Below are 24,225 nucleotides of genomic sequence, written 5' to 3' on the forward strand. Positions count from 1 at the left end.
CGCCAGCAACGTGTAATAGCCGTTGATGCCCATCAGGTCCACCACGCCCTGCTCGCCGAACGCCGCCAGCGCCGCCGCGTAGGTGGCGTCATCGACCCGCTGCTGCCGGTGCAGCTGCATGCAAAAGGCATACACCAGCGCCTCATCCGCCAATAACCCGTCCGGCCGCTGGCGCGCCGCAATCGCCGCGATCACCGCCTCGCCGATGCCGTAATCGCGCGCGATCGGCGCATGGATCGCCCACTCCACCGGCTGGCTCCACTGCCGCGCCGTCACCAAAATCGCCAGCTCCGTCAAGCGCGTGCCGATCGCACTGCGGTAGCGCAGATACTCGCCCATCTTCTGCGCCGCCGCCATCAGCTCCGGCGAGCGGATCAAGGGCACGAACGGCCCATACAGCGCCCCGCGCGGCCCGTCGATCACCGCCTGCGCCGCCACCTGCTGCGCCGCGCTCATGTCGGCAAACGCGATCGGCCCCAGCCGATCCACACTGCGATCCTCCATGCTGCCTCCCTCAAAGACCTCATCATGGCATACATCAAAAAGTCCCCGGCCAAACCCGGCTATCGTCGGCAGTCTGCACCTCACCACGAAAGGACGCCATGAGCCACATCATCCACCGCAACCTGCGCCGCGTGCCGCCGCTCGCCGCGCACGCCGCCGGCATCACCATCACCGACCGTGACGGCCGCACCTACCTCGACGCCAGCGGCGGCGCCGCCGTCTCCTCGCTGGGCCACGCCCATCCCGACGTGCTGGCCGCCATGCACGCCCAGATCGACCGCAACGCCTACGCCCACACTGCCTTCTTCACCTGCGACGCCGCCGAGCAGCTGGCCGCGCGGCTGGCGGCCGACGCCCCGGGCGACCTCGATCAGGTCTACCTGGTCTCGGGCGGCTCGGAAGCCATGGAGACCGCGCTCAAACTGGCGCGCCAGTACTGGCTGGAAGCCGGCCAGCCGCAGCGCACCACCTTCATCGCCCGCCGCCAGAGCTACCACGGCAACACGCTGGGCGCGCTGGCGGTGGGGGGCAACGAATGGCGCCGCCAGCCCTTCGCGCCGCTGCTGATCGACGTTCCGCGCGTGGCGCCCTGCTACGAATACCGCGGCCGCGCCGACGGCCAGAGCACCGACGACTACACCGCCGCCCTGCTGCAGGAACTGGAAGACGCCATCCTCGCCGCCGGCGCCGACAAAGTGATCGGCTTCGTCGCCGAAACCGTGGTCGGCGCCACCGCCGGCGCGGTGCCCCCCACGCCCGGCTACTTCCGGGGCGTGCGACGCTTGTGCGACCAGTACGGGGTGCTGTTGATCCTCGATGAAGTCATGTGCGGCATGGGCCGCTGCGGCACGCTGTATGCGTTTGAACAGGAAGGCGTGCTGCCGGACCTGGTGGTGCTGGGCAAAGGCCTGGGCGCCGGCTACCAGCCAATCGGCGCGGTGCTGGCGCGCGCCCCCATCGTCCAGCGCCTGCGCGACGGCAGCGGCGCCTTCCAGCATGGGCACACGTATATGGGCCACCCGGTGGCCGCCGCCGCCGCGCTGGCGGTGCAGAAGGTCATCCAGCGTGACAACCTGCTGGGCGCCGTCACGGTGCGCGGCGCGGCGCTGCGGCGCATGCTGCGCCTGGCGTTCGGCGAACACCCGCATGTGGGCGACATCCGCGGCCGCGGCCTGCTGATTGGACTGGAACTGGTGGCGGACCGCGCCAGCAAGGCGCCGTTCGATCCGGCCCGGCGCCTGCACGCGGTGATCAAGGACGAAGCCATGGCGCGCGGCCTGATGGTCTACCCGATGGGCGGCACCATCGACGGCCGCTGCGGCGACCATATTTTGCTGGCGCCGCCGTTCATCGCCACCGAGGCGGAGCTGGCGGACATCACCAGCCGCCTGGCGGACGCCGTTACTTCGTCGCTTTCCAGGCGATGACTTCCTGCTGCTGCTCGCCCAGGCCGGCGATCCCCAGGCGCACCACGTCGCCCTTCTTGAGGAAGCGCTGCGGCTTGCGGCCCATGCCCACGCCCGGCGGCGTGCCGGTGGCGATCACGTCGCCCGGCTCCAGCGTCATCAGCGTCGACACATAGCTGACGATCTGCGCGGCCGAGAAAATCATGGTCGAGGTATTCCCGGTCTGCATCCGCTTGCCGTTGACGTCCAGGTACAAATCCAGATCCTGCACGTCGTAGATGTCCTCCGGCGTCACCAGCCACGGGCCGACCGGGCCGAAGGTGTCGAAGCTTTTGCCCGAGCTCCACTGGCCGCCGCGCTCCAGCTGATACTCGCGCTCCGACACATCGTGCACCACCGTATAGCCGGCCACGTACTTGAGCGCATCAGCCTCGCTGACTGCCTGCGCGCGGGTGCCGATCACGATCCCCAGCTCCACCTCCCAGTCCATCTTCTTCGAACCCGGCGGCATCATGATCGCGTCGTCGGGACCCGACAGCGCCGTATTGGCCTTCAGGAAGATGATCGGATGCTTTGGAATCGGCATGCCCGCTTCGGCCGCGTGATCGGAGTAATTGAGGCCGATGCAAATGAACTTGCCAACCCGCGCCAGCGGCACGCCAAAGCGCGGAGTGCCGCGCACCAGCGGCAGCGACGCCTGCGCAATCTTCTCCAGCTTGCGCAGCGCTTTCGGCGCCAGCGCCGCCGCATCGACATCGCCGATCACGCCGGACAGGTCGCGCAACTTGCCTTCATCATCGATCAAGCCTGGTTTTTCTTTGCCTGGACGGCCGTAACGTACGAGTCGCATACTAATCCTTGGTTAAACAGTTGCGACGAATTGTAGACCATTCGGCGCCGTTTAACCGTAGCGCTCTTGCCTCAGCCATTTGTTGGCGATGATCTTGGTACCTTTGACCACCGGCGCGCCGCCGTGCAGCGTCTGCGCGTCCGGCTGGTGATTGCTGTCGGTGTTGAGGAACCACAGCGCGTTGCCCTTCTTCGGGAAGACCTCCAGCCCCAGCGAAGGGAACACCGTGCCGCCACCCTGCGCCACATCGGACAGGTACAGCACAAAGGTCGCCAGCCGCTGGCCGCCGCGCGCCAGGTGCGAGCGATGGCCGGCGCTGTCCGGATCGAGCCAGTCGTAATGCGGGCGGTACTCCTGCGTCTTGTCGTATTTTTGCAGCTGGAACGGCTCGCTGCATTCCGGCGTCCAGTGCGCGATGGCGGCCAGCCGGCGGTCGATGCGCTCGGCCACCTCGGCCTCGCCGCGCTGAATGAAGGCCATCTCGCTGGTGCGGCCTTCGTGCACCACGCTGGCGCCATCGGCTTCCGCCGTCACCGTCGAGCGGGTGTAGCGGCTGCCGCAATGGGCCACGATGGCGTCGCACTCCTCGTCGCTCAGCACATTCCCCAGCAGGATCACCTGCGGCTTTTTCAGCACAAACAGCACATCGATCTCGCGGTCCGGCGCGGCGATGCGGTTGCTGGTGAGGTCAATGAACGGCATCTCGCGCGGCGACGAAAACGCGCTGGCTACCTGCGCCGATGCTGCCGCTGCCGCGCTGGCGCCATCAATGCCGCTGCCACCGCTGCCGCCGCCGGCGCGAATGCGCACTGCATCGTCGATCGCCGCGCGCGCAGCGGTCATGCTGTACTGGCCGGAGCGTGCCATGCTGTTGGCCATGTCCAGCGGACTGCATGCGCGTTCCAGGTTTTCCATGATCCAAACGCGCCAGGTCTGCGGCAGGGAGGCAAAAACGGTTTGATCTTGAGTCATCGCGTATCAGGAGATAGTCGGACAGGAGTTCAATTTTACCGGATTGCGCCTGCGCCGCCGCATAAACCAGATCAATCCCGGCAGCTGCAACAGCACCAGCGCGCCGAACGCCACCTGATACGCCGGCGCCGGATAATGTCCCAGCAAATCCGGCCGCCAGCAGCCCACCACCAGCCCAAAGCCCGCCTGCACCGCAAACGCGCCGAGGAAAATCAGCAGGTTCAGACAGGTGGCCGCGCGCCCGGTCAACGCGCCCGGCAAGCGTTGCGCAACGATGGTGTACTCGATGCCGGTCACCGTGCCCACCAGCGTGAAGAGTACCGATAGCAATTGATAGCTGGGCCGCCAGTTGCACACAAACGCCAGCTGCACCGCGAGGAACAGCGCCACGCCGGCCGCCGCCACCGTGATCGGCGCAATCCCGCGCCGCCCGGCCCACTCGGTAATCATGCCGACCGCGATGGCGCCGAAGATCACCGCCGCCATGCCCAGATACAGCAGATACGTCACCGCGTCCTCCGGATAGCGCGCCACGTCGCTCAGCCAGCGGCTGATCCACAAGCCCTGGATGCCGAAGAACACCGTGTGCGGAATCAGCACCAGCGTCGCCACCTCGCGGAATGCCGGATGGCGGTACACCGCACGCATCGCCTCGCGCAGCCCGGCCTTGCCGGCGGCCGGTGGCTGCGGCGGCGACAGCGCGCGGATCAGCAGCCCGATGATGGCCGCCGCCGCCGCCAGCCACAGAAACAGGCCGCGCCAGTCCATATAGTGCAGCGCCAGCCGCACCGGCAGCGTGGCCGCCGCCGCACCGAGGCCGCCGACCGCGATCAGATAGCCCTGCACCGATGGCAGGCGCGCCGGCGCGATCCAGCTGGAGATGGCCTTCACCGCCGACATGAAGCAGCCGCCCAGCCCCAGCCCGATGACCGCGCGCGCCACCAGCAGCTGGCCGAAGGTCTGGCCGCCGGCAAACGCCAGCGCGCCGACGCCGGCCAGCAGCAGCATCGGCAGTTGCACCTTGGCCGGCCCCCAGCGGTCCAGCGCCATCCCGACCGGCAGCTGCGCCAGCGCGAAGGCCAGGAAGAAAGCGCTGGTCAGCAGGCCAAGCTGGCCGGGGGTCAGCGCCAGCGCCGCCACCAGCTGCGGCGCCAGCGTCGCATTCACCGTGCGCATCAAGCTGGATAAAAAGTGCCCCAGCGCGAACGGCAGAAACACCAGCACGAACACCGCGCGGCCCGACAGCGGCGGTGCGGCAGGCGGCGTGGCCAGCGGGAGCGGATCGCGCATCATCGCCGCCGGGTCGCCTACGCCGCGCTGTGCGAATCGCAACCGGCGGCAGGCGCGCTGCTGTCCGCACGCGCCGACAACAATGGAATCACCTTGCGCGATCCCGGCGGCTCGGCGCCATACTCGCTGCGGCTGCCGCCCTCCTCCTCAAAGAAGAACTTCTCCTTGCCGAACGCCGGTTTCAGCTCGTCCATCCAGGTCGCCTGCGGATCAAACTTCGCATAAAACGGCTTGCGCACCCAGTCCGCATTGCGCGCCTGCAGGAACTGCAAGGCGAACACCTTCTCGCCGCCGATGGTCGCAATCCCGTCGATCACCACCTTGCCGGGAAAAGCGCTCATCGACGGCCCGCGCACCGTGCGCGACAAGCCGGACACCATCTGGTACGCCGCCTGGAAGATCGCATGCGCGCGCGCAAGCGGCAGCTGGAAATACTCGCGCGGCCCGGTATCGCGCTCCACGAACATATAGTACGGAATCGCCCCCAGCCGCACGCCGGTCTGCCACAACTCCGCCCACGACGCCGGGTCCTCATTGATATGCCGGATCAACGGCCCCTGCATGCGCAGGGTGGCGCCGGTGCCGACAATACGCTTGACCGCCTGCTGCGCAACCTCCTGCCGCAGCTCCACTGCATGGTTGTAGTGCCCCATGATCGCCATATTCTTGCCGGCCTTGACCACCCGCTCAAACAAGCGCAAAAGATCATCCGCATCGCGGTCCGAAACAAAGCGCTGCGGCCAATACGCCACCGACTTGGTGCCGATGCGGATATTCTGGATATGCGCCAGCTCCGGCGCCAGCAGCGGCTCGATGTAGGCCTCCAGCGAGCGCGTATTCATGATCAGCGGATCGCCGCCGGTGATCAGCACATCGGTCACCTCCGGATGCATGCGCAGATAGGCCGCCAGCTCGTGCGACTCCTTCGCGTCGAACTTCATGTCCTCCATGCCGACGAACTGCGGCCAGCGGAAACAGAACGTGCAGTAGGCGTGACAGGTCTGCCCCGAACTGGGGAAAAACAGCACCGTCTCCTTGTACTTGTGCTGCAAGCCCTTGAGCGGCGCATCGTTCACGCGCGGCACGTTGTGCGTCATCTGCCCGGCCGGATGGGGATTCATGCGCAAGCGGATGCGCCGCACCAGTTCCACCAGCGCCGGCTGGTCGGCCTTGCCCAGCACCAGCTCCTTCAGCCGCGCATAGTCGTCCGGCGCCAGCATGTCCCGGTGCGGAAAGGTCAGGCGGTAGATCGGATCGTCGGGGATATTGTTCCAGTCGATCAGATGATCGAGCACATACTCGTTGGTGCGGAACGGCAGCACATGCGACACCACCTGCACCGCCTCCTGCAAATCGGGCGGTATCCATTCCCACTGCCGCGCGTGCGAAATGGTCTGGCGAATAAACGGTTTGAATTTGGGCGTATCCATCACGAAGTCCTGGGTTGAGGGTCGGAAGCACCATGCTAGGCCGCGCGCCGCCACTCAGTCTTGCGGCATCGCAACTCTTTAAATTTCCTGACGGTTACAGTTGATGGCGTCAACCACCCGACAGGAGATTGCTCATGAAAACCCTCGTTAGCATTGTGCTGGCTGGCCTGGCGCTGTCCGCGCAGGCTGCAGAACCGACCGAAAAAGACGCCATCGCCATGGCCGAAAAAGGCGCCGCCTTCATCAAGGCCAACGGCCAGGACGCCTTCCTCAAGAAGATCGCCGCCAAGGATCCCGACTACCTGCAAGGCTCGCTGTATGTGGACGTGCGTGACATCAAGACCGGCATCGTGCTGGCGCACCCGGTCAACCCGTCCATCGTCGGCAAGGACCTGACCGACATCCCCGACGCCAGCGGCAAAAAATACCGCCGCGAGATCATCGACCTGGCCGCCAAAAAAGGCCACGGCTGGGTGGACTACCAATACAAAAATCCCACCACCGGCAAGATCGAACCCAAGACCACCTACATCCTGCGCGTCAACGATGTCGTGCTGGAAGCGGGCATCTACAAGAAATGACGCGAGGCCCACCATGCTGAACAAACTGCGTATCGGACCCAAACTGCTGCTCGCACCGATGCTGGTGCTGGTACTGCTGATCGCCACCGCCGGCGCGGCCTATGTCGGCATGGTGCGCCAGAACGCCTCGCTGGAAAACCTGGTGCAAGTGCGCGCCGCCCGCCTCAAGACCGCCGCCGACGTCTCCGGCGAAGCGCGCTACGCCCACGCCCACATCTACCAGCTGCTGGCGTGGGTCAACGGCAGCTTCGCCCAGGCGCGGCTGGACGCCCTGTCGCGCGACATCAAGGCGCGCCACGCCACCACCGACACCCTGCTGCGCCAACTGAACGCCGACGCCACCGACGACGCCGAACGCAAGATCGCCGCCCAGTCGCTGCAGGCGCTGGCCGCCTACCGCAAGGCCGTCCTCGAAACCATGGACATGGCGCAGATGGACCAGAGCATCGCCACCAACGCCATGGCCATCGCAGAAAAACAATTCCTGCTGCTGAACGACCAGCTGGCGCAACTCTCGGCGCTGGAAAAACGGCTCAGCGAAGCCGCCCACGCCCAGGCCAAGGCCGACTTCCGCACGCTGAACGCCACCATGGCTATCATGGTGCTGCTGTCGATCGCGCTGTCGGTCGGCGTGACCATGATGGTGCGCGGCGCCATGCTGCGCGACATCCGCGCCATTGCCGACGTGGTGATCGCGCTGGCCGCCGGCCGTCTGGCCGCCGGCCGCAGCACCCAGGGCCGGGACGAGATCGCCGACACCGCGCGCATGCTGGACCAGACCATGGCCAACCTGACGCAAACCCTGACCACCATCCTCGGCGCGGTGCGCTCGATCGACACCGCCGCGCGCGAAATCGCCTCCGGCAACCTGGACCTGTCGACCCGCACCGAGATGCAAGCCAGCTCGCTGGAGCAAACCGCCAGCGCCATGAACAGCCTGACGCAAGCGGTGCAGGCCAACGCCGCCAACGCGCGCCAGGCCTGCCAGCTGGCGGCCGGCGCCAGCGACCTGGCGCAGCACGGCGGCGCCGCGATGGAGGACGCGGTACAGACCATGGCCTCGATCCGCGCCAGCTCGCGCCAGATCGTCGACATCATCGCCGTCATCGACGGCATCTCGTTCCAGACCAATATCCTGGCGCTCAACGCCGCCGTCGAGGCGGCACGCGCCGGCGAACAGGGACGCGGCTTTGCCGTCGTCGCCGCCGAAGTGCGCACGCTGGCGCAGCGCTCGGCCGCTGCCGCCAAAGAAATCAAGACGCTCATCGCCGCCTCCGTGGCCACCATCGACAGCGGCAGCGCCTCGGTGCAGCAGGCCGGCGAACGGATGGGCGGCATCGTCGCCGCCGTGCAGCAGGTCAACGACATCATCGCCCGCATCAGCGCCGCCAGCGCCGAACAGGCGCAGGGCATCGCCGAAGTCAATCAGGCGGTCGGTCAGATGGATGATGTGACGCAGCAGAACGCCGCGCTGGTGGAACAAGCCGCCGCTGCTGCCGCCAGCCTGCAGGACCAGGCCGGCCACCTGTCGCAGGCGGTGTCGGTGTTCAAATTAGAGCACAGCTCAAACTCGCCGCAGGGGCTTGCTCAGAAACCGCGAATCGGCTTCGACGAAACGCCACGGCAGGTCCACCGCTTTGGAAATGCCGATGCGCGGGCCGGCTAGCACCTCCACCTCGCGGTCGCGCGGCAGCAGCATAAACGGCGGCGCGTCCAGCGGCAGGTTGTTATGCGCGCGCGACACGCCCAGCGCCTGACACAAGCGTCCCGGGCCCGAGCACAGCAAGCGCACCTCGTCCAGCTTGCGCCGCGCGCGCATCAGCGCCAGCCCTTCCTCATCGTCCAGCGGTTCCAGCGCGCGCAGCAGCACCCCGGCGCCGTGACCGGGCTCGCGGCAGACGAAATTCAGACACCAGTGGATGCCGTGCGACTGGTACACATAGCTGCGCCCCGCCGGCCCGAACATGGCGAAATTGCGCGGCGTCTCGCCGCCGTAGCAATGCGAGGCCGGCTCCTCGCGGTCATACGCCTCGGTCTCCACGATACGGCCGCCGACGCCGTTGAACAGCAGCGTCACGCCGATCAGCTGGGGCGCCACCACATGCGACGGCGCATCGAAATCAATGCCTGCAAGATTGCTTATCATGCGTCTATTGTAAATGCCAATCTGGACCGTCTGCCCACACAATTGGTGACAAATCATTATCAAAATCCGGCAATCCACGACAAAATACCGTCCATAAGTCAGAATTTCATCGCAAATTCGCGCAATCCGCCGCCGCTTGCGGCGATAATCGAGGGTAAGATTGCCTTTTGCCTTGAAGACCCCAATGACGACAGTTGCTGCCCCAGCCTTGCCAACAGAAAACGCGGTGGAAGACGCGCTGATGCGCTCCATCCGGATTCCGCCCCGGCCCAGCCTGCTCGTCGACCTGCAGCGCGAACTGGCCGCGCCCGATCCGTCGCCGCGCCAGATCGCCCGCATCATCGCCAACGACGTCGGCATGTCCGGCGCGCTGCTGAAGCTGGCCAACTCGCCGTTCTTCGGCGCCGCCCGCAAGGCCAAGTCGGTCGAACAGGCGATCAACTTCCTCGGCATCAACCAGTGCGCGGCGCTGCTGACCGGGCTGCTGGCGCGCCAGGCCATCGACGGCAAGGACGCCGACCTCAGCGCTTTCTGGGAAATCTCGGCGCGCCGCGCCCAGGCGCTGGTGTTCACCTCGCGCAAATTGCGCGTGGCGCCGCCCGACATCGCCCACACCTTCGGCCTGTTCTGCGACATCGGCGTGCCGCTGCTGATGAACCGCTTCGCCGACTACACCGACACCTACGAACGCGCCTGCAACGACCCGCACGGCGTGTTCACCGCCATCGAAGATGAACGCTACAGCACCAACCATGCCGCCATCGGCTGCCTGCTGGCGCGCAACTGGGGCCTGTCGCCGGATGTCTCCTGGGCCATCCTGCACCACCACGATTACCGCGTACTGGAAGACGCCGCCACCGACGACGCCATCCGCTCGCTGGTGGCGCTGTCGCTGCTGGCCGAAAAAGGCATCCAGCGCCTGCACAACCACAGCACCTCGTACGAATGGGAAAAAGGCGGCGCAAGCGCCTGCCGCCACCTCGGCCTGACCGAGGATGAAACCGAAGATCTGCTCGACGAGCTGAACGAAACCTTCCACACCGAACGCTAACAGAAGTCCACACGCATGCCTAAGAATAAGCGCCCCGTACCGCGCAAATCCGCCAACTCGCCCGAAGTCAAGGACGAACAGCAAACCAACGAACTGTGCGCGCTGGCGCTCGACCTGGCCGATGAATCAGCCGGCGCCGACATCGTCGCCGCCGCCACCCGCGACGAGCTGGCGCAGAAGCACATCGAATTCCAGCGCCTGCTGCGCCGCCTGCTGGCGCAGGGCAAGAACGAAGTGCTGTACGGCGCCATCGAGCTGGCGCGCGAAGAATCCACCGACGCCTACCGCTACCTGCGCAACGCCGTCGAAGAAGGCGCCGCCAACCTGATCGTGCGGCGCGAGGGTGCGCCCGAACTGGAAATCGATGCCTTCGCCATTCCGGTGTTCGTGCACAGCCAGGGCGGCCTCGATCCGGCCGCCGACTTCCAGGACGCCGACGCCTACGAGGCGCTGCTCAACAGCTTCACCGACGCCGGCCTGGAAAGCCCGCAAGCCAAGGTGGTGCTGGTCAGCCACGCCTACGACCTGGACGAAATCGAACGCATCAACTACGGCCTGCTGCACGCCATGCTGCGCGAAGCAGCGCAGTCGCTGACCGACAAGAAAATCGCCGCCGCGCCGGCGCTGGAGCGCAGCATGGCGGCCGGCTGGTCGCCGACCAGCTTCAGCAGCGACGACACGGCGATCGAACTGCGCTTCCTGCTGGGCTTCTCGCTCAAGCGCGCCGACGACGCCTTCTACAAAGTACCGGCCAGCGAAAAAGCGGCCGACGCCTACTTCGCCAAGCGCGCCGAAACCTATCAGAAGTGGACCGAGCAATTTGCGCCGTTGGTGGCGCGCTGCCTGGGCCGCGCGCGCGGCGCCGATCCGGCGCTGACGCTGAACTTCCTGTACCAGGACCTGTTCTTCGGCGCCCGCGCCCAGGGCCAGTCGGAATACGACATGCTGAGCCTGCTGTCGACACTGAACCAGGCGCTGGAAGGCCATGATCCCGCCACACTGCAAGCCGTGATCGCGCCCACCGACGATGACGACGAGCCGGCGCTGCGGGTGCAGCTGTCGCACGGCGGCAGCGTGCTGGCCAGCGCCGACAAGCCGCTCGATCCGGCCGCCGAGCTGGAACTGGCGCTGGAAGACCTGGGCGACGCCCTGGCCAGCCTGGGCATCACCGATATTTCGGTATCGGAAGATCCACTGGCCTGAAAGCGATTTCCAGTTTGACAGTCCTGGTTTAGCCGAGGATACTTTCCTGCACGCGGAACGCAGATTCCGCTGCCTGGTGCGGCGCCGGCTTGTGCTCCGCAGCAAAGGGAGACACGTCATGACACCATGGGTCCGCATTCTGAGCCTGGTCCTTGCCACCGCCGCATTCCTCAGCGGCTGCGCCAGCCAAACGCCGCGCGTGGCGCCGGCCCAGCAGTTATTTCACGACCAGCTGTTCCAGCCCCCCGCCGCGCCGATCGACACCGCCAGCGTGTTCGCCCTGACCCCGGAAATGCGCGACTACGTCAAGCACGAGCTCGGCACGCCCGGCCCCGGCCGCGATGTGCGCCGCATGCTGTTCGACGCCCTGTACCGGCGCGACAAGCTGCAACTGGAATACGACGCCGCCCTGACCCGCACCGCCGCCGAAACCTTTGCCGCCCGCTCCGGCAACTGCCTGTCGCTGGCCATCATGACCGCCGCGCTGGCGCGCGAACTGAAGATGCCGGTGATCTTCCAGCAAGTGCAGATCGACGAGGTGTGGAGCCGCGCCGGCAACCTGTACTTCGCCAGCAACCATGTCAACCTGTCGCTGGGCCGGCCGCTGGCCGGACAGAACCCCTACCTGCTGACCGCCGTCGACGTCGCCAATTCGCTGACCGTGGACTTCATCCCCATCCCGCCCAAGGCGCGCGAGAACGCCCGGCCGCTGACCGAGAAAACCGTGCTGGCCATGTTCCTCAACAACCGCGCCGCCGAGCTGCTGTCGGCCGGCCAGGTCGACGACGCCTACTGGGCCGCGCGCCAGGCAGCCGAGGCCGACCCGCTGTTCATCAACGCCTACAACACGCTGGGCGTGATCTACCAGCACCACGGCGACCAGCCGCAGGCAGAAGCGGCGCTGCGCTACGCGCACAGCCAGCTGCCCGACAACACCATCTACCTGTCCAACCTGGCGCAGACGCTGGAAAGCGCCAACAAGCTCGACGAGGCCGCCGTGCTGCGCGCGCGGCTGGCGCAGCTGGAACCCTATCCGCCGTTCTATTTCTTCGTGCAGGGCCAGGAGGCCATGAAGCTGGGCGACTACGCGCGCGCCCGCACGCTGTTCGAGCGCGAGCTGGACCGGGTGCCGGACTACCACGAACTGCACTTCTGGCTGGCGCTCGCCAACTACCAGCTGGGCAACCTGCACGCGGCGGACCGCCACTTGGCGCTGGCGATGGAAAACAGCACCACCCGCAGCGACCACGACATCTATTCGGCCAAGCTCGACCATCTGCGCGCCTATGCCGCCCAGTTGCGGGCCAAATAGCCTGACACCTTTGCCGGAATGACATCCGGAACAGCATGACGGTGGTAGGCTGAGCAGACCTCATTGGCCATTTACTTGACACTAAGTTGCGGTCGCGCAACAATTGCAAGTAAATTAAGCGCTCTCAAGTTATTTGAAGCCGCTTTGCGCCGCATCTACCACAAGGATTTTGTCATGCTGAAATTCAGGCCCGCCCACGCCGCCCCCTTCCTGATTGCCGCGCTGCTGGCCGGCTGCGGCGGCGGAGGCGGCGGTGGCGGCACCGGCGGCGCCACCACGCCGGACACCAGTCCCGCCCTCACCTTCAGCCCGTCCACCGTCACCGGCAACGTCCCGGCCGGCCTGACGCTGACCGCCAGCGTCATCGCCAGCGTCACCCGCCCGAACGACTTCAGCAATACCACCAAGGTCACCGCTCTGGTGGTCGACAGCGCCGGCATCCTGCTGCCGAATGTCCAGCTGGTGCAGGACAGCAACACCCAATACCACGCCGTGCTGCAAACCGCGCCGACGCTGGCCGCCGGCAACTACAAAGGCAGCTTCAGCGTGCGCCTGTGCCGCGACAGCGGCTGCGCCAGCCAGTTCCCCGGGTCGCCGGTGGCGCTGCCGTATGACATTACCGTGCTGCCGGCCGGCAGCGGCAGCGGCAGCTTCAGCGCCGTGCCGGCCATGCCGCTGACCGCCAGCGTCAAGAGCGGCGACCCGGTGGCGGCCGGTGCGGCGGTCGCCATCGCCACCGGCGGCGACAGCTGGAGCGCCGACAGCGGCGCCAGCTGGCTCAAGCTGAGCGCCACCAGCGGCGCCGGCAACGGCAGCCTGACCGTCAGCTACGACGCCAGCGGACTGGCCGCCGGCACCTATACCACCAACCTCAGCGTCACCAGCGCCGGCAACACCATCACGCTGCCGGCCACGCTGACGGTGCTGCAGCCCGGCCTGGTCCTGGGCAGCAACAGCGTCACCTTCAACGCCATCAACGGCGCGCCGATCCCGAGCCAGATCGTCAGCCTGGACATCGACAACAAGCTCACCACCACCTGGAGCGCCGCCAGCAACACCGCCTGGCTGAGCGTGTCGCCAACCAGCGGCACCACGCCGGCCACCACCATCCTGGCGGTCGACGCCACGGTCGGCACGCTGGCCAGCGGCAGCTACCCCGGCTCGATCACCATCAAGCCCACCGGCCTGGCCGACCGCACGCTGCCGGTCACGCTTAACCTGACCCCGGCCACACTGCTGAGCTCGGTCAGCACGATGACGCTGGGCGGCACCTACGGCCGCGACTTCAGCACCACCCAGGCGGCGCAGCCGCTCAAGCTGACGCTCAACACCAGCACCAACAGCTGGCCGTGGACACTCAACAACGTGCCGCTGTGGGCCAGCGCCACCTCCACCGGCGGCACCGTCAACGCCGCCGGCGCCAGCACCAGCTTCAAGGGCATCGCCGCCAACGCGCCGACCGGCTCCAGCACTGGGATAGTCACCGCCGTGGCCCAGGTCAACGGCGACAGCGTCAAGAACTCGGTGCTGTTCGTGATTAACAAAGACCTGCACAAGCTGCTGCCGGCCGAAACCGCCGTGGCCCTGGTCAGCACGCCGACCTGGAGCCGCATGACCCGCACCATCACGGTCAACGACAACTTCAACAGCTTTGCCGGCATGAGCGCCACCAGCGACCAGTCATGGCTGGTGGCCGGCGTCAGCGGCAACCAGCTGACCCTGACGGCCGACGCCAGCCAGCAACTGACCGATACCGTGGCCACCGCCACCATCACGCTGAAGCCGTCGGATCCGGACGTGGTGGCGCCCGAGGTGATCCGCGTGGCGCTGTGGAAGGGCACGGCCGCGCCGAGCGCGTCCGCCAGCACCGCGCTGCCGTACACCACCGTCGCCACCGACCCGCTGCGGCCGTACGCCTATGTGCACAACGGCGGTGCCTACATCGACGTCTACAACATCTATACCGGCCTCAAGGAAGCCAGCATCACCGGCTTCTCGGCCCACCTGGGCGACATGGCGATCAGCCCCAACGGCGACGCGCTGTACGTGGTCGACATCGACAACAGCCGCATCACCACCGTCAGCCTGGCCACGCGCGCCATCAGCGGCCAGCTGCCGTTGGCGGCGGCCGGTAGCGCCGCCACCCGCATCAAGCTGATCCACCCGAACGGCGTCGGCATGCTGGTGCTGAGCGACGGCCAGCTGTACCTGACCGCCACCAACGCCCGCCTGACCAGCCTGCCGCTGAGCAGCGGCACCGTCGAAGCCAGCGCCGACGGCACCCGCGTGGTGCAGCAAACCGAGGGGGCCGCGACGATCCAGCACACCACCGCCAAGGTCGACTATGCGGCGCTGTCCGGCGGCACACTGTTTGCCGCCAAGCTGGCCAGCGCCAGCCACGGCAGTCCCGGCACGCTGGGCCAGGACCTGTGGGTCAGCGCCGACGGCAAGCGCGTGATCTACGCCGCCAGCACGCCGAAATCGTGCACGCTGATGGATGGCGACAGCCTCGGCATCCTCGGCTACATGCCGATTGGCGACGCCGCCCCCAACAACGTGACCGTGCTGCTGGACGGCAGCATCGTCTGCGCCGGCGCCGCGCGCGGCAACACCAACGATATCTACCTGTACGACAGCACCGGCGCCCGCCTGATCCAGCAATACAAGCTGAACACCGCCGGCAAGGCCCTGCTGCCGCGCCAACTGGCGGCCTCGGGCGACGGCTGGATCCTGGTCGGCATCACCGAAGACGGCACCGTCACCTTCCTGCCGGTCGGCCCGTAAGCCACCCGCGCGCCGCGCCCACGCCGCCGTCAGCCCCGCGCTGCGGCGGCGTTTTGTTTTTATGAGTTAGCGCAAAGCAAAGCTCGCTGGAAAGGCAATCCTGATATACGTGCCGCTTGCGGATATTCGCTTATAAGCTAACATGTATCAGATCATCCATTACCTGGATTCTCATGGCAGAGACCACTATCAAGAGTGGCTGGATACCTTACGAGACCGTCAGGCCAAAGTCGCTATCCTGCGCCGTGTCGCTCGTCTGGAAGCTGAACTCCCTGGCGACCACAAGCCATTGAGGGATGGTATTCAGGAACTGCGGATTGACGTCGGCAGCGGCTACCGCGTGTATTACGCTTTCATTGGTAGCAATGTCGTTCTGCTGGCTTGCGGCGGCAACAAACGATCACAAAATCGTAACATCACGGCCGCTATCAATATGCTTCAAGACTGGAAGATACGAAATGCAAAAAACAGACCGCTCTCATGAGGAAGCCACTATCGAGATGTTCCGCAACGACCCGGCGCTGGCGACAGAATATCTGAATGATGTTTTAGCCACCGGCGACGAAGTGGATCTGGTGCTCGCGCTGCGTTATCTGAGCAATGCATTCGGTGGCATCCAGGAAATAGCGCGTCAAGCCAACGCCAATCCCAACACGATGTACCTAACCTTGTCGGAAAATGGCAATCCATCGCTAAAGACGTTGCTGGCCATCCTCAACGCCATGGGCCTGCGCTTGGCCGTGCAGCCGATTAACCAAGCAGCAGTTTCCAATGCTCCAGCTTCTGTGCCAATGTGAGCGAGGCGTGGGCAGGGGAAGTCGAGGGTAGCACCAGGGTGCGGTAGCCTTCAGCGGCAAACTGCGGCGCAAACTTGCCGGAGGTCTGGCCGTTGAAGCCGACCGTATGCAGCAGCGGGCACAACTCGCGCAGGCGGGCGAAGTCGTTGGCGGCCGGTTTGCGGATGGCGGAATCGAGGCTGCCTTCGCGCTCGCACGCACCCAGTACATCCCACAGGCCGAAGCCATGCGCCAACAGGCGCGGCAAGCGCTCTGCATACGGCAAATCAGCCAGCGGCTCGCCGGTCAGCGCCGACAATATCGGCCACAGCAAGTTGATGTTTTGGTTAATTTGACACCCATCCGAACCAATAAGTAGAGGGTTACTTCGGCCAGGTTTTGTACTTGCTAGGAAATAGATCTACATGCTCACGCTGTAGGAGTTCCAGGACTGCCCTATGGCGGTCTTCCTTAGAGCCTCGATGCCGATTGCGGTACTGGCAGAGCCATACATACACGTCGGCGAGTTGTAGGAATCGACTAAGGTGAGATTGAGTGAAGTGAACAGAGTCCACCATATTCGTGATTTGTTTTCCAAACGCGAAATCTGTTCCTTCGATTCGGTAACGAGAAAGGCTCTGCCCAAACCTGTCAGCATGCCTGTCGCTTTCACGGTCCCCGATCAGCATGCCAAGGGCTGATTTACTCCGCATCAGAGAACTCGTGCGCTCAACCATAAACATAAAAGCGATATCCTCAGGGGATTGTTCTGCATGGAGGTTTGCGCAGTTGATCTGTATGTCGATTAGCTCTACTTCCCCTAAAGAAAGGATATCGATGAATTCCCCTATCAACGAGATACGGCGTCCCACGTCAGTCCATTCCTTGAAATTTTTTTTCCTGTGGTAAATCTCAGCAGCATGAAATTCTGTTGCGGCGCTTAACTGTGCCGTGCCAAATGCTTGCGATGAAAGTTCATTTACCCGCTGTTCGATAGACGCAAAATTTTCTTCTTTGATGCCGATCGCAGCGAGATGGTAGTGGGGATAGTCCGGGTCGTTCTTTGCTTCATCAAAGAAGATAAGATACATTGGCTAATCGTTTCATCAATATTTTTTAAAATACCGCAGAACACCGAACGCAAATCCACCGATGGAGTGCAAACCAGTTGCTTTACCCCCACATCAAATTCGTCGATTCGAGGAGAAGCATCACTTACCTGATGAGCCTGCCTTGGACAACCAGGCGACCAAAGCAAAAAAAGCTTCGTCCCCACTTTCCGCCGTAATAAGTGCTAAGGTAGGTACCATTCAACAATTTCTTGAATATGATTAGGTGCTTGCTTAATATTTGGAGAGAAAACTATCTCTCTCTCATTTATTCTTAAAATATACGGCGCTATTTCAGCCACGATTTCCGGAGCGAATCCGTATCGCATTAATAACATGTAGGTGTCATTATTCGTCCCAAACCTTAACAACTCCAACATTTTTAGCGATCTAACGTCCTTACTTTTCTCCCCGTATATTTTGAATGCAGCAGAAAAAACGTCCGAAAGAGAAAACGAGATCACTTGATCCATATAATCATAAGTATCGAATACAATCGCGTCATAGCTAACATCTTTTGCCAAAGTGTTCGTAAAAAATGGATATTTTTTCTTTATTGAACTATCGGGTAATTTTTCAGCTTTCTGCGAGAATTTAGCACCTCCCGTTCTATTTCCATCCCTATTTGAAATATAGCTAAACCTTTGACCAACTATCTCACGAAAAGTTTTACCACCAAGAGTCAACAACAATATTCTAATAGCCTGTTCAAATATCGCCCCCTCACCATCATAAAGTTCTCTGCCAAGTGATGCTTCAAATATCATTTTAAAATCAGAAATCAAAACTAAGCGATTCGGCTCGTTATCCTTTCCGACTACCGTATCTGATATATTTTCCGTTAGATAAACAACGTCTAAAATACGCAGACATGCAGAAAATATCGGGTCCTCCGATAAACGACCAATCTTCGATCTTGGCAGATTGTGCTCATCATCAAAAGTATCATCCCTTATTGAGTCTACTAACTCCTGGCTATCATCTTGCACCTCAGTCGGCAAGTTATCTACCACAGATATTTCCGACAACTCGAATGTCTCGTTAATTCTTTGTGAAAATAGGTCTGCGCTTTTAGTATAAACGTATCCGTAGTCAAATTTTTTCTTCTCGGATAGACGTCCAGCCCGGCCAATTAGATTCTTAAAAGCAAGTGCACGTTCGGCTTCAGTTTTACCAATGATACGCATGCTCTCCAGCCACACAATATCAAATGGCATGTTGATGCCTTGAGCCAAGGTACTCGTCGCAAAGCAAATTCTCGCATGCCCCTGTCGAATAAAATCCTCTATCAAAAATCTTACATCTAGGGGGACAGAGCCATGATGAATAACAACACCCTTTTTAAGCAGCATGACCATTGCCGACCGGTGTTCCTTTTCGTCGGCACCCAGCATTTGCTCGATTGTACTGATCATTTCGAGGGCGTCGGTATCTACAACTGCCGGAAATCCATCTATGTAATCCTGAAAAGGAGCAACGAATTTCCCATTGTAAATCGATGCCTTTGAGACATAAATTAATATTGAATGCTTATTCGTAAATGCAAACTTCTCGAATCCGCCGTCAAATTTTATACAATTATCCAGCAAGTACCCACCTTCGCCAAAGGGGGAGAAGTAGAAATCCTTTTTGTTTGCATGACGAAAAATACATATCTTTCCTACAGCTCCATGATTATAGGAACGGGCATATTTAGATTCTTCAATGCCATGTTTTTTGAATTGGGCTTCAGGGTTTTCGACAAAAGGATGTGCAAAAATTAATTTTGCTAAAGGAAATAATTTTCTTACCCTACGAACCAGAACGTCAAATACAACACCTCGCTGTGGCTCTTCGGACATTTGAGCCTCATCGAAGAAAAAAACGTCTACGTTTAGTTCTGCCTTTATCAAAAATAACTCACGGGCGCGCTCAGGCGTTAGCACAAATATATGACGTAACTTGCGTTTTTTGAATACGTCATCCACAAATGCAGACACCATGACGCCTTTATCTACGCCGAACACAGCTCTCATAGTATTGATATACTCAGCTATCAATGCACGAGATGGAACCACAACAACTGCATCACCAGTTTGTTGAGCAATGAAATCTCGTATGGAAAATGATTTCCCCGCACTTGTGGGTGCAGAAATTGAGATAAATTGGTTTTCTTCTAGGGCCCAGCGTACACTCGCCTGAACAGGGGTTAAGGTTTTACCAAAAGCTTCTTTATACTCATCCCCAATTCCTGATAGGATGAAAGAGTATAGATTTTTTGGCGTTGAGACCTTATAAAAAAGCCCCATAGAGGATATAATTTTCTCTTCTATTTTTGAAAATATTTCTCCATGAAACTCTTTATACAATGATACCAACTGTAAAATCTCTGAACTATTAGGCCCGTTCTTATGGATCAGAGCAAGTAGCCCCGAGATGTCTCGGTGAGGATCTGCCGAGTTCTTTACCTGCTCAACTGAGAACATCATATTAACGAACTCCTACCAAGTAGAAATTCTTAATCTTTTTTACCTTCATCATTTCTTGTGCGGCTAAGAAGGCATTCGCCAGTATTAGTTCTGGTTTTTGCGCATTAACAGAAAATGCAGCAATAACACCAAAGTCGTCTTTATCCAGGTAGGACATAGATTGTTTATCAACCAAATTTTCTAGGTCGGGAGCGTCCCTCAAATGCTTATCGTCATTGAGGAAGTCTTGAGCCTGACTTATAGCATCGGTATACGGGTTCGCCGAGCTGGAATATTTCGCTTCGCCGAAATTGATGAATTTCTCAAGGCATGTCGTATGAAAATCGAAGCCACCATTTTGGCTGATTTGTGGTTTCCATAATTCTGCGAGAGGAATTCTCAAGTGTGTGAAGAGCATTTCTAAAGCACGAGACGAACCCATTGACACCATAGTTTCACCGAAATCCGACTCTACATTTCCCCCACTGGCTGTTTTATTGAATGTATTGACTAGCTTTGCCGCCGTTTGACTGACAGTTTTACTATAGGCGCGCCGGTACCTATCGTCCAAATTAGTTATCCATGAGTTATCAAGAACCACCTCCACAAGTGCCGTGGCGAAGGCATGAAGATCCTTCACCTCTACGAAGCATAGTTTTATATTTTTGTCGGCAGCAGAGCTAGTGACATGCTGGTATGTGCAGCCCCATACAGCGTCATCTTGAGGTGGTGAGAAAGTGATTTTCATTGTACAGCCCGACAAAGTAACCAACATTTCCGATAAGCATGACCCAGAATCACTAAATTGTCTAGCTACCAACGAAGTGTTCTAAAAATAGTCATGTTTACAAATTGCATTTGTAAAACATTCCTAATGGATTCAATCACTTAGAGCATTCACAACGATCTGTGTACACCCAATGTGTTGCAATTTAAATTAGCAATACTTTTAACACATTGGAGATTGAATGACTTCCGAAAAGAAAGCTCCGGTCCTGTCAGTGCAGGAATTCCGCCAGGTAGTTGCCGCTAGTCGGACGCACGACAACGCCAACAGAAATGTTGCCCTGCTCTACTTTTCCGTCGCTTTAGGCTTGCGAGCTAAAGAACTCAGCCAGCTAAAGCTGCAAGACGTTCTGGCCCCGAACGGCACCATCAAGGACGAAGTGCTGCTGACTCGCAGCACGACCAAGGGGCGCAAACAGCGCCTCATCTACCTGACGAACAAGGACGTGCGCAAGGCATTGACCGCATACCTAAAAGAGCGGGGTCAAAACGGCACCAGCCTAAACCCAGGTGCTCCACTGTTCAAGTCGAGGAAAGGCAGCGGCTTCAGCCCCAACACCATGCAAATGCTGTTTAAGCGAATGTATATCTGGGCTGGTCTGGATCAGGCGTCGAGCCATTCGGGCAGGCGCACATTTGCGACCTCATTGATCGAGCATGGCGCTGACATCAAGGCCGTGTCAACGCTAATGGGTCATGCATCAGTTGCGATGACGGCACGCTACATTGAGGACAACCCTGTCCGACTGCGCCGGATGTGCGAAGACGTTCAGTTAGGAATTTAGGCTAAAGGCGCCAAGACAAAAGAATTTTACATGGTTTATACAACCATCTGCAAAATTATAGAACCATAAAAATAATTTTTTCAATCGTTTATTTTAAAAACACTACATTTAGTTCTGACTCTCAAAGGTCGACTAAGAAATCGAGTTTTTGTTGAGCGATCTTTCTGGCACGATGCTTCCCATCCCGTTTGTTTAACTTGAAAAGGAAGAATTCCTGATGGACACTGCTCGCTCCTACGAAACGCATATCGAATGTAACCAGTGCACCTTTGCTCAAGCAGCGCTGCTACCTCTCAACCCTATGCTGCATCCCGTTCTGACGATTCGGCATCAGAACCCATTCCGTGGACTCACGTTAACCGGAAAAATCGATGGCTTAGCACGATGGTACGAAGTGGAGGAAACGTTGAACCACGATGAGGCTTGGCCGGGCAATGGTATCAAAGTCGATCTCATGGAAATAATCTACTTGTACCTAACTCGTGTCTACCATGTTCGGCGCTCCGAGGAGAACTTCGAGCAGTTCCTTAATGAGGCAATCAACAACGACGTGGAGCCGATCATCAATTTCGACATCGAAAAAGTAGCCATAGTATTGAGTCCACGTGATTGCCAGCGTGTCCTTACGGCGATTGGCGCTTTGAACGGTGATTACGACTCGGGCCGAGCGGCAGAGCCGATCTTCCCTCTCAAATAAAAGCGCTAAAAAAAGGCGGCACAGTGCCGCCTTTTTTAGCGCAAGAAGTGAACATCATTATGCTCTTTGCTTGCCGCCTGTATTCATTACTCATCTCTCATCACTTCATCAACCTGTAATCACCGTTCTTACAGACACACATGCGCACCTTACCGGCCGACCACGACGACAGCGAAGCACCAGCACGCCTTCCACCTGATGACTACTGCGAGGGCGCAGCGGACTTCTTCGACCTTGACCATAAAATGGTCAGCAGCAGCGAACGTGCTAGCACTCTTAAACAGCTTGCCGGTGAGATCGACCAATGGAAGAAATCACGCACCTACTTCGGCAAGCCATCGCCGGATTCGCTCGTTCTTGTTATGCCAGAGGGCTATGGCAAAAGCCACCTGGTGATCGACCTCATCAAGCGGGGCTTCAAAGTCGTGTTCTGCGCTAAATCGCACGCCCAGCTTGACGAAAAAGAATTTGGCTTCCGACATCAATACGACTTGAACGTCAAACGCTTCAGGTCGAAGCGTCAGAATTTCCGCTCGCAGTTGGAGCTTTTAGGAATTCCACCAAACGATTTCAAATTCGCCGAAACAGCCACGATCAATCCTTACGCCATGCCTAAGGTTAAACAGCAAGAATCGATTCGTGCACTCGATGATCTTTTCGTGAAGCATTCTTGCGCACATAATGCTGAGGACTTTTTCCAGGAGCACTACGTCGAATTTGTCCCTGACATCATGAACCCGCTTCTGAACGATGCTGACGTAACCCTCATCACGTTTGCATCCTTTCAGGCTGTCACCGCAATTTACAAGACGAGCTGGTGGAAAGGGCTCGGTCTCATCGAGAAAATAATCCCCGCCAACGAAGATACAGGCAAACCAGAGAAGAAAATTCCCTTCAAAAAAATTGCCATCATCTACGATGATCCTGACAGGTCAGACGTTGATTGGTTGCGTCCAATCACTCAGGAAGAACTAGAGAAATTAAAAGAGATCAATGATCGTCTAGCAGCACGTGAAGACAAAACGGAGTCGCCTGAGTACTGGCAAGATGAAGCATTTGCACATGCCGACCTTTTAGCGGCACAGCATAAAGCGCTACAGGACATCCGCCGCAGTTTGCCGCATCACAAAATTATTGAACACAAAAACACCTGCTACTTGGAACGGCCAGTCGGACTACGTATCGGCAATCATTTGAAAGGTGGCTCCGTTACCCCTGCTGTCATCGTAACTACGACAGAATGGCTGACAGGCTACTACGCACTACAGACGTTGAAGCGTAGCGACCTGAACCCTCATGATCATCTCGACCTCTTCCATTCGGTCGAGTGCAAAGTCACGTCCATATCTACCACTATCACGCGCAAACAAAATCACGCCGTGCTGCTTCCCATCATTGAGCTATTGAAGGAAGAGTTTCCAGATGAGGACGTTACGCTCATCGCTAACGCCCTCGGCTGCGAACTCAACCTGTCCAACAACAAAGGGCGCAATGACCTGACCGGCAAAACCTCGATCATAAAGTTGTCATGGCCGCATCCGAGCGTCAACGCAACCATCGGCGCACACTTCTCCGATGTGGAAAAGCCGGACTATGATCTTATGATTGCTACCGAGTTGGCAGACCTGGGCAACCAAGCACTAGGCCGCAACCAAGGTTTTCGCTTCAAAGGGCGGCAGGCCATCATGCTGATTGATCCGAAGTACTACGGCAAGATCATCAGCAACAACCTGCTTCGATATCAGCTCACGCCGTGGAGTTCCAAACTGCCGAAGTACAACAAGAAGACATCCAAAAAATCGGCGCTAGCCGCTCTCAGCTTCTCCGCCGAACAGTCGCCGCTTGAGCGTCGCCTTCTCGAACTCATCAGCCAGTTTGAGAGTTTCGGTTTATCAGCAGACGCTCAGCGAGTCGCTGAGCGTCTGCCGGAACGGCAAAGACAACATTTTGATGCATGGCTCGCTGAACATGCCGACGCAGCGGCCAATGCGAGACGGGCGGCAAAAGATGATGCAAATAGGGCAAGAGTCGCAAAAAATGTGCGACACCATCGGACAAAGAAAAAAAATAGCCTCTGCCTTGGTGAATGATAGGGT

The 24,225-nt window shown here is 59.8% G+C and carries 22 protein-coding genes; 12 read left to right on the top strand and 10 right to left on the bottom strand.

Annotated elements, in window-relative coordinates:
* A partial coding sequence (locus GTP55_RS07180) for a carboxymuconolactone decarboxylase family protein (RefSeq protein ID WP_161044274.1) occupies positions 1-504 on the bottom strand: 504 nt, incomplete at its 3' end.
* Between the two features lie 98 nt (positions 505-602).
* On the opposite strand from GTP55_RS07180, the gene GTP55_RS07185 reads away from it, so the two are divergent.
* Positions 603-1,931 carry an aspartate aminotransferase family protein gene (locus GTP55_RS07185; RefSeq protein WP_161044275.1) on the top strand — a complete coding sequence of 443 codons (1,329 nt, stop codon included), beginning with the start codon at positions 603-605 and terminating at the stop codon, positions 1,929-1,931.
* Here the strand turns inward: GTP55_RS07185 and GTP55_RS07190 are convergent.
* From GTP55_RS07190 to GTP55_RS07205, 4 genes are read right to left on the bottom strand one after another with little or no spacing between them, the layout of a single operon-like run.
* The gene (locus GTP55_RS07190; protein ID WP_161044276.1) at positions 1,906-2,760 is read right to left on the bottom strand and encodes a fumarylacetoacetate hydrolase family protein; all 855 of its coding nucleotides are present in this window, start codon (positions 2,758-2,760) and stop codon (positions 1,906-1,908) included. The two genes, GTP55_RS07185 and GTP55_RS07190, sit on opposite strands and share 26 nt — an antisense overlap.
* A 51-nt stretch (positions 2,761-2,811) precedes the next feature.
* The gene (locus tag GTP55_RS07195) at positions 2,812-3,732 is read right to left on the bottom strand and encodes a 2OG-Fe(II) oxygenase (RefSeq protein WP_229257815.1); all 921 of its coding nucleotides are present in this window, start codon (positions 3,730-3,732) and stop codon (positions 2,812-2,814) included.
* A 6-nt stretch (positions 3,733-3,738) separates the two neighbouring features.
* Positions 3,739-5,022: an MFS transporter gene (locus GTP55_RS07200; protein WP_202423613.1), complete on the bottom strand. Its 1,284-nt coding sequence runs from the start codon at positions 5,020-5,022 to the stop codon at positions 3,739-3,741.
* Positions 5,023-5,039: 17 nt separating this feature from the next.
* Positions 5,040-6,452, bottom strand: a complete 1,413-nt coding sequence (locus GTP55_RS07205) for a KamA family radical SAM protein (RefSeq protein WP_161044278.1) — start codon at positions 6,450-6,452, stop codon at positions 5,040-5,042.
* Between the two features lie 134 nt (positions 6,453-6,586).
* Between GTP55_RS07205 and GTP55_RS07210 the strand changes: the two genes are divergently transcribed.
* Positions 6,587-7,033, top strand: coding sequence for a cache domain-containing protein (locus GTP55_RS07210; protein WP_161044279.1), 447 nt, complete (start codon positions 6,587-6,589; stop codon positions 7,031-7,033).
* Between the two features lie 13 nt (positions 7,034-7,046).
* Entirely contained in the window at positions 7,047-8,699 is a 1,653-nt protein-coding gene (locus GTP55_RS07215; protein WP_161044280.1) for a methyl-accepting chemotaxis protein, read from the top strand.
* Here the strand turns inward: GTP55_RS07215 and GTP55_RS07220 are convergent.
* A complete protein-coding gene (locus GTP55_RS07220) occupies positions 8,598-9,179 on the bottom strand; it encodes a DNA-3-methyladenine glycosylase (RefSeq protein WP_161044281.1) in 582 nt (193 codons plus the stop codon). The genes GTP55_RS07215 and GTP55_RS07220 overlap by 102 nt on opposite strands.
* A gap of 184 nt (positions 9,180-9,363) precedes the next feature.
* On the opposite strand from GTP55_RS07220, the gene GTP55_RS07225 reads away from it, so the two are divergent.
* The 6 genes from GTP55_RS07225 to GTP55_RS07250 all read left to right on the top strand — a co-directional run bounded on the left by GTP55_RS07225 (position 9,364) and on the right by GTP55_RS07250 (position 16,326).
* On the top strand, positions 9,364-10,230 hold the full coding sequence (locus GTP55_RS07225) for an HDOD domain-containing protein (RefSeq protein WP_161044282.1): 867 nt from the start codon (positions 9,364-9,366) through the stop codon (positions 10,228-10,230).
* A 15-nt stretch (positions 10,231-10,245) separates the two neighbouring features.
* A complete protein-coding gene (locus tag GTP55_RS07230) occupies positions 10,246-11,433 on the top strand; it encodes a DUF2863 family protein (protein ID WP_161044283.1) in 1,188 nt (395 codons plus the stop codon).
* Between the two features lie 118 nt (positions 11,434-11,551).
* The gene (locus tag GTP55_RS07235) at positions 11,552-12,745 is read left to right on the top strand and encodes a tetratricopeptide repeat protein (protein ID WP_161044284.1); all 1,194 of its coding nucleotides are present in this window, start codon (positions 11,552-11,554) and stop codon (positions 12,743-12,745) included.
* Between the two features lie 174 nt (positions 12,746-12,919).
* A complete protein-coding gene (locus GTP55_RS07240) occupies positions 12,920-15,529 on the top strand; it encodes a BACON domain-containing protein (protein ID WP_161044285.1) in 2,610 nt (869 codons plus the stop codon).
* 142 nt (positions 15,530-15,671) lie between these two features.
* Complete coding sequence (locus GTP55_RS07245; RefSeq protein WP_161044286.1) at positions 15,672-16,013, top strand: type II toxin-antitoxin system RelE/ParE family toxin; 342 nt, start codon at positions 15,672-15,674, stop codon at positions 16,011-16,013.
* Positions 15,988-16,326, top strand: coding sequence for a helix-turn-helix domain-containing transcriptional regulator (locus GTP55_RS07250; RefSeq protein ID WP_161044287.1), 339 nt, complete (start codon positions 15,988-15,990; stop codon positions 16,324-16,326). The genes GTP55_RS07245 and GTP55_RS07250 overlap by 26 nt, the downstream gene beginning before the upstream one ends.
* Here GTP55_RS07250 and GTP55_RS07255 read toward each other — a convergent pair.
* From GTP55_RS07255 to GTP55_RS07270, 4 genes are all read right to left on the bottom strand, one after another.
* Positions 16,280-16,657 carry a DNA-deoxyinosine glycosylase gene (locus GTP55_RS07255; protein WP_371868310.1) on the bottom strand — a complete coding sequence of 126 codons (378 nt, stop codon included), beginning with the start codon at positions 16,655-16,657 and terminating at the stop codon, positions 16,280-16,282. The genes GTP55_RS07250 and GTP55_RS07255 overlap by 47 nt on opposite strands.
* Positions 16,658-16,688: 31 nt before the next feature.
* Positions 16,689-17,396: a DUF3800 domain-containing protein gene (locus GTP55_RS07260; protein ID WP_161044288.1), complete on the bottom strand. Its 708-nt coding sequence runs from the start codon at positions 17,394-17,396 to the stop codon at positions 16,689-16,691.
* A 203-nt stretch (positions 17,397-17,599) separates the two neighbouring features.
* Positions 17,600-19,882, bottom strand: a complete 2,283-nt coding sequence (locus GTP55_RS07265; protein ID WP_202423614.1) for a DEAD/DEAH box helicase — start codon at positions 19,880-19,882, stop codon at positions 17,600-17,602.
* A 1-nt stretch (position 19,883) separates the two neighbouring features.
* Entirely contained in the window at positions 19,884-20,609 is a 726-nt protein-coding gene (locus GTP55_RS07270; RefSeq protein ID WP_161020708.1) for a hypothetical protein, read from the bottom strand.
* A gap of 220 nt (positions 20,610-20,829) precedes the next feature.
* On the opposite strand from GTP55_RS07270, the gene GTP55_RS07275 reads away from it, so the two are divergent.
* The 3 genes from GTP55_RS07275 to GTP55_RS07285 all read left to right on the top strand — a co-directional run bounded on the left by GTP55_RS07275 (position 20,830) and on the right by GTP55_RS07285 (position 24,219).
* The gene (locus tag GTP55_RS07275; RefSeq protein WP_161020709.1) at positions 20,830-21,432 is read left to right on the top strand and encodes a tyrosine-type recombinase/integrase; all 603 of its coding nucleotides are present in this window, start codon (positions 20,830-20,832) and stop codon (positions 21,430-21,432) included.
* Between the two features lie 217 nt (positions 21,433-21,649).
* Positions 21,650-22,129, top strand: a complete 480-nt coding sequence (locus GTP55_RS07280) for a hypothetical protein (protein ID WP_161044289.1) — start codon at positions 21,650-21,652, stop codon at positions 22,127-22,129.
* Between the two features lie 140 nt (positions 22,130-22,269).
* Positions 22,270-24,219 (top strand): hypothetical protein, encoded by a 1,950-nt coding sequence (locus GTP55_RS07285; protein WP_161044290.1) that lies wholly within the window; start codon positions 22,270-22,272, stop codon positions 24,217-24,219.
* Positions 24,220-24,225 lie beyond the last annotated feature (6 nt).

The organism is Duganella margarita (genome assembly GCF_009857535.1).
Classification (GTDB): Bacteria; Pseudomonadota; Gammaproteobacteria; order Burkholderiales; family Burkholderiaceae_D; genus Rugamonas; species Rugamonas margarita.

Excerpts from the sequence above, each read along its gene's own strand:
- GTP55_RS07265 (WP_202423614.1), bottom strand. The coding sequence starts at position 19,882 with ATGATGTTCTCAGTTGAGCAGGTAAAGAACTCGGCAGATCCTCACCGA.
- GTP55_RS07285 (WP_161044290.1), top strand. The coding sequence starts at position 22,270 with ATGCGCACCTTACCGGCCGACCACGACGACAGCGAAGCACCAGCACGC.
- GTP55_RS07205 (WP_161044278.1), bottom strand. The coding sequence starts at position 6,452 with ATGGATACGCCCAAATTCAAACCGTTTATTCGCCAGACCATTTCGCAC.
- GTP55_RS07245 (WP_161044286.1), top strand. The coding sequence starts at position 15,672 with ATGTATCAGATCATCCATTACCTGGATTCTCATGGCAGAGACCACTAT.
- GTP55_RS07220 (WP_161044281.1), bottom strand. The coding sequence starts at position 9,179 with ATGATAAGCAATCTTGCAGGCATTGATTTCGATGCGCCGTCGCATGTG.
- GTP55_RS07185 (WP_161044275.1), top strand. The coding sequence starts at position 603 with ATGAGCCACATCATCCACCGCAACCTGCGCCGCGTGCCGCCGCTCGCC.
- GTP55_RS07280 (WP_161044289.1), top strand. The coding sequence starts at position 21,650 with ATGGACACTGCTCGCTCCTACGAAACGCATATCGAATGTAACCAGTGC.
- GTP55_RS07250 (WP_161044287.1), top strand. The coding sequence starts at position 15,988 with ATGCAAAAAACAGACCGCTCTCATGAGGAAGCCACTATCGAGATGTTC.
- GTP55_RS07200 (WP_202423613.1), bottom strand. The coding sequence starts at position 5,022 with ATGCGCGATCCGCTCCCGCTGGCCACGCCGCCTGCCGCACCGCCGCTG.
- GTP55_RS07230 (WP_161044283.1), top strand. The coding sequence starts at position 10,246 with ATGCCTAAGAATAAGCGCCCCGTACCGCGCAAATCCGCCAACTCGCCC.
- GTP55_RS07235 (WP_161044284.1), top strand. The coding sequence starts at position 11,552 with ATGACACCATGGGTCCGCATTCTGAGCCTGGTCCTTGCCACCGCCGCA.
- GTP55_RS07240 (WP_161044285.1), top strand. The coding sequence starts at position 12,920 with ATGCTGAAATTCAGGCCCGCCCACGCCGCCCCCTTCCTGATTGCCGCG.
- GTP55_RS07195 (WP_229257815.1), bottom strand. The coding sequence starts at position 3,732 with ATGACTCAAGATCAAACCGTTTTTGCCTCCCTGCCGCAGACCTGGCGC.
- GTP55_RS07270 (WP_161020708.1), bottom strand. The coding sequence starts at position 20,609 with ATGAAAATCACTTTCTCACCACCTCAAGATGACGCTGTATGGGGCTGC.
- GTP55_RS07260 (WP_161044288.1), bottom strand. The coding sequence starts at position 17,396 with ATGTATCTTATCTTCTTTGATGAAGCAAAGAACGACCCGGACTATCCC.
- GTP55_RS07210 (WP_161044279.1), top strand. The coding sequence starts at position 6,587 with ATGAAAACCCTCGTTAGCATTGTGCTGGCTGGCCTGGCGCTGTCCGCG.
- GTP55_RS07275 (WP_161020709.1), top strand. The coding sequence starts at position 20,830 with ATGACTTCCGAAAAGAAAGCTCCGGTCCTGTCAGTGCAGGAATTCCGC.
- GTP55_RS07190 (WP_161044276.1), bottom strand. The coding sequence starts at position 2,760 with ATGCGACTCGTACGTTACGGCCGTCCAGGCAAAGAAAAACCAGGCTTG.
- GTP55_RS07225 (WP_161044282.1), top strand. The coding sequence starts at position 9,364 with ATGACGACAGTTGCTGCCCCAGCCTTGCCAACAGAAAACGCGGTGGAA.
- GTP55_RS07215 (WP_161044280.1), top strand. The coding sequence starts at position 7,047 with ATGCTGAACAAACTGCGTATCGGACCCAAACTGCTGCTCGCACCGATG.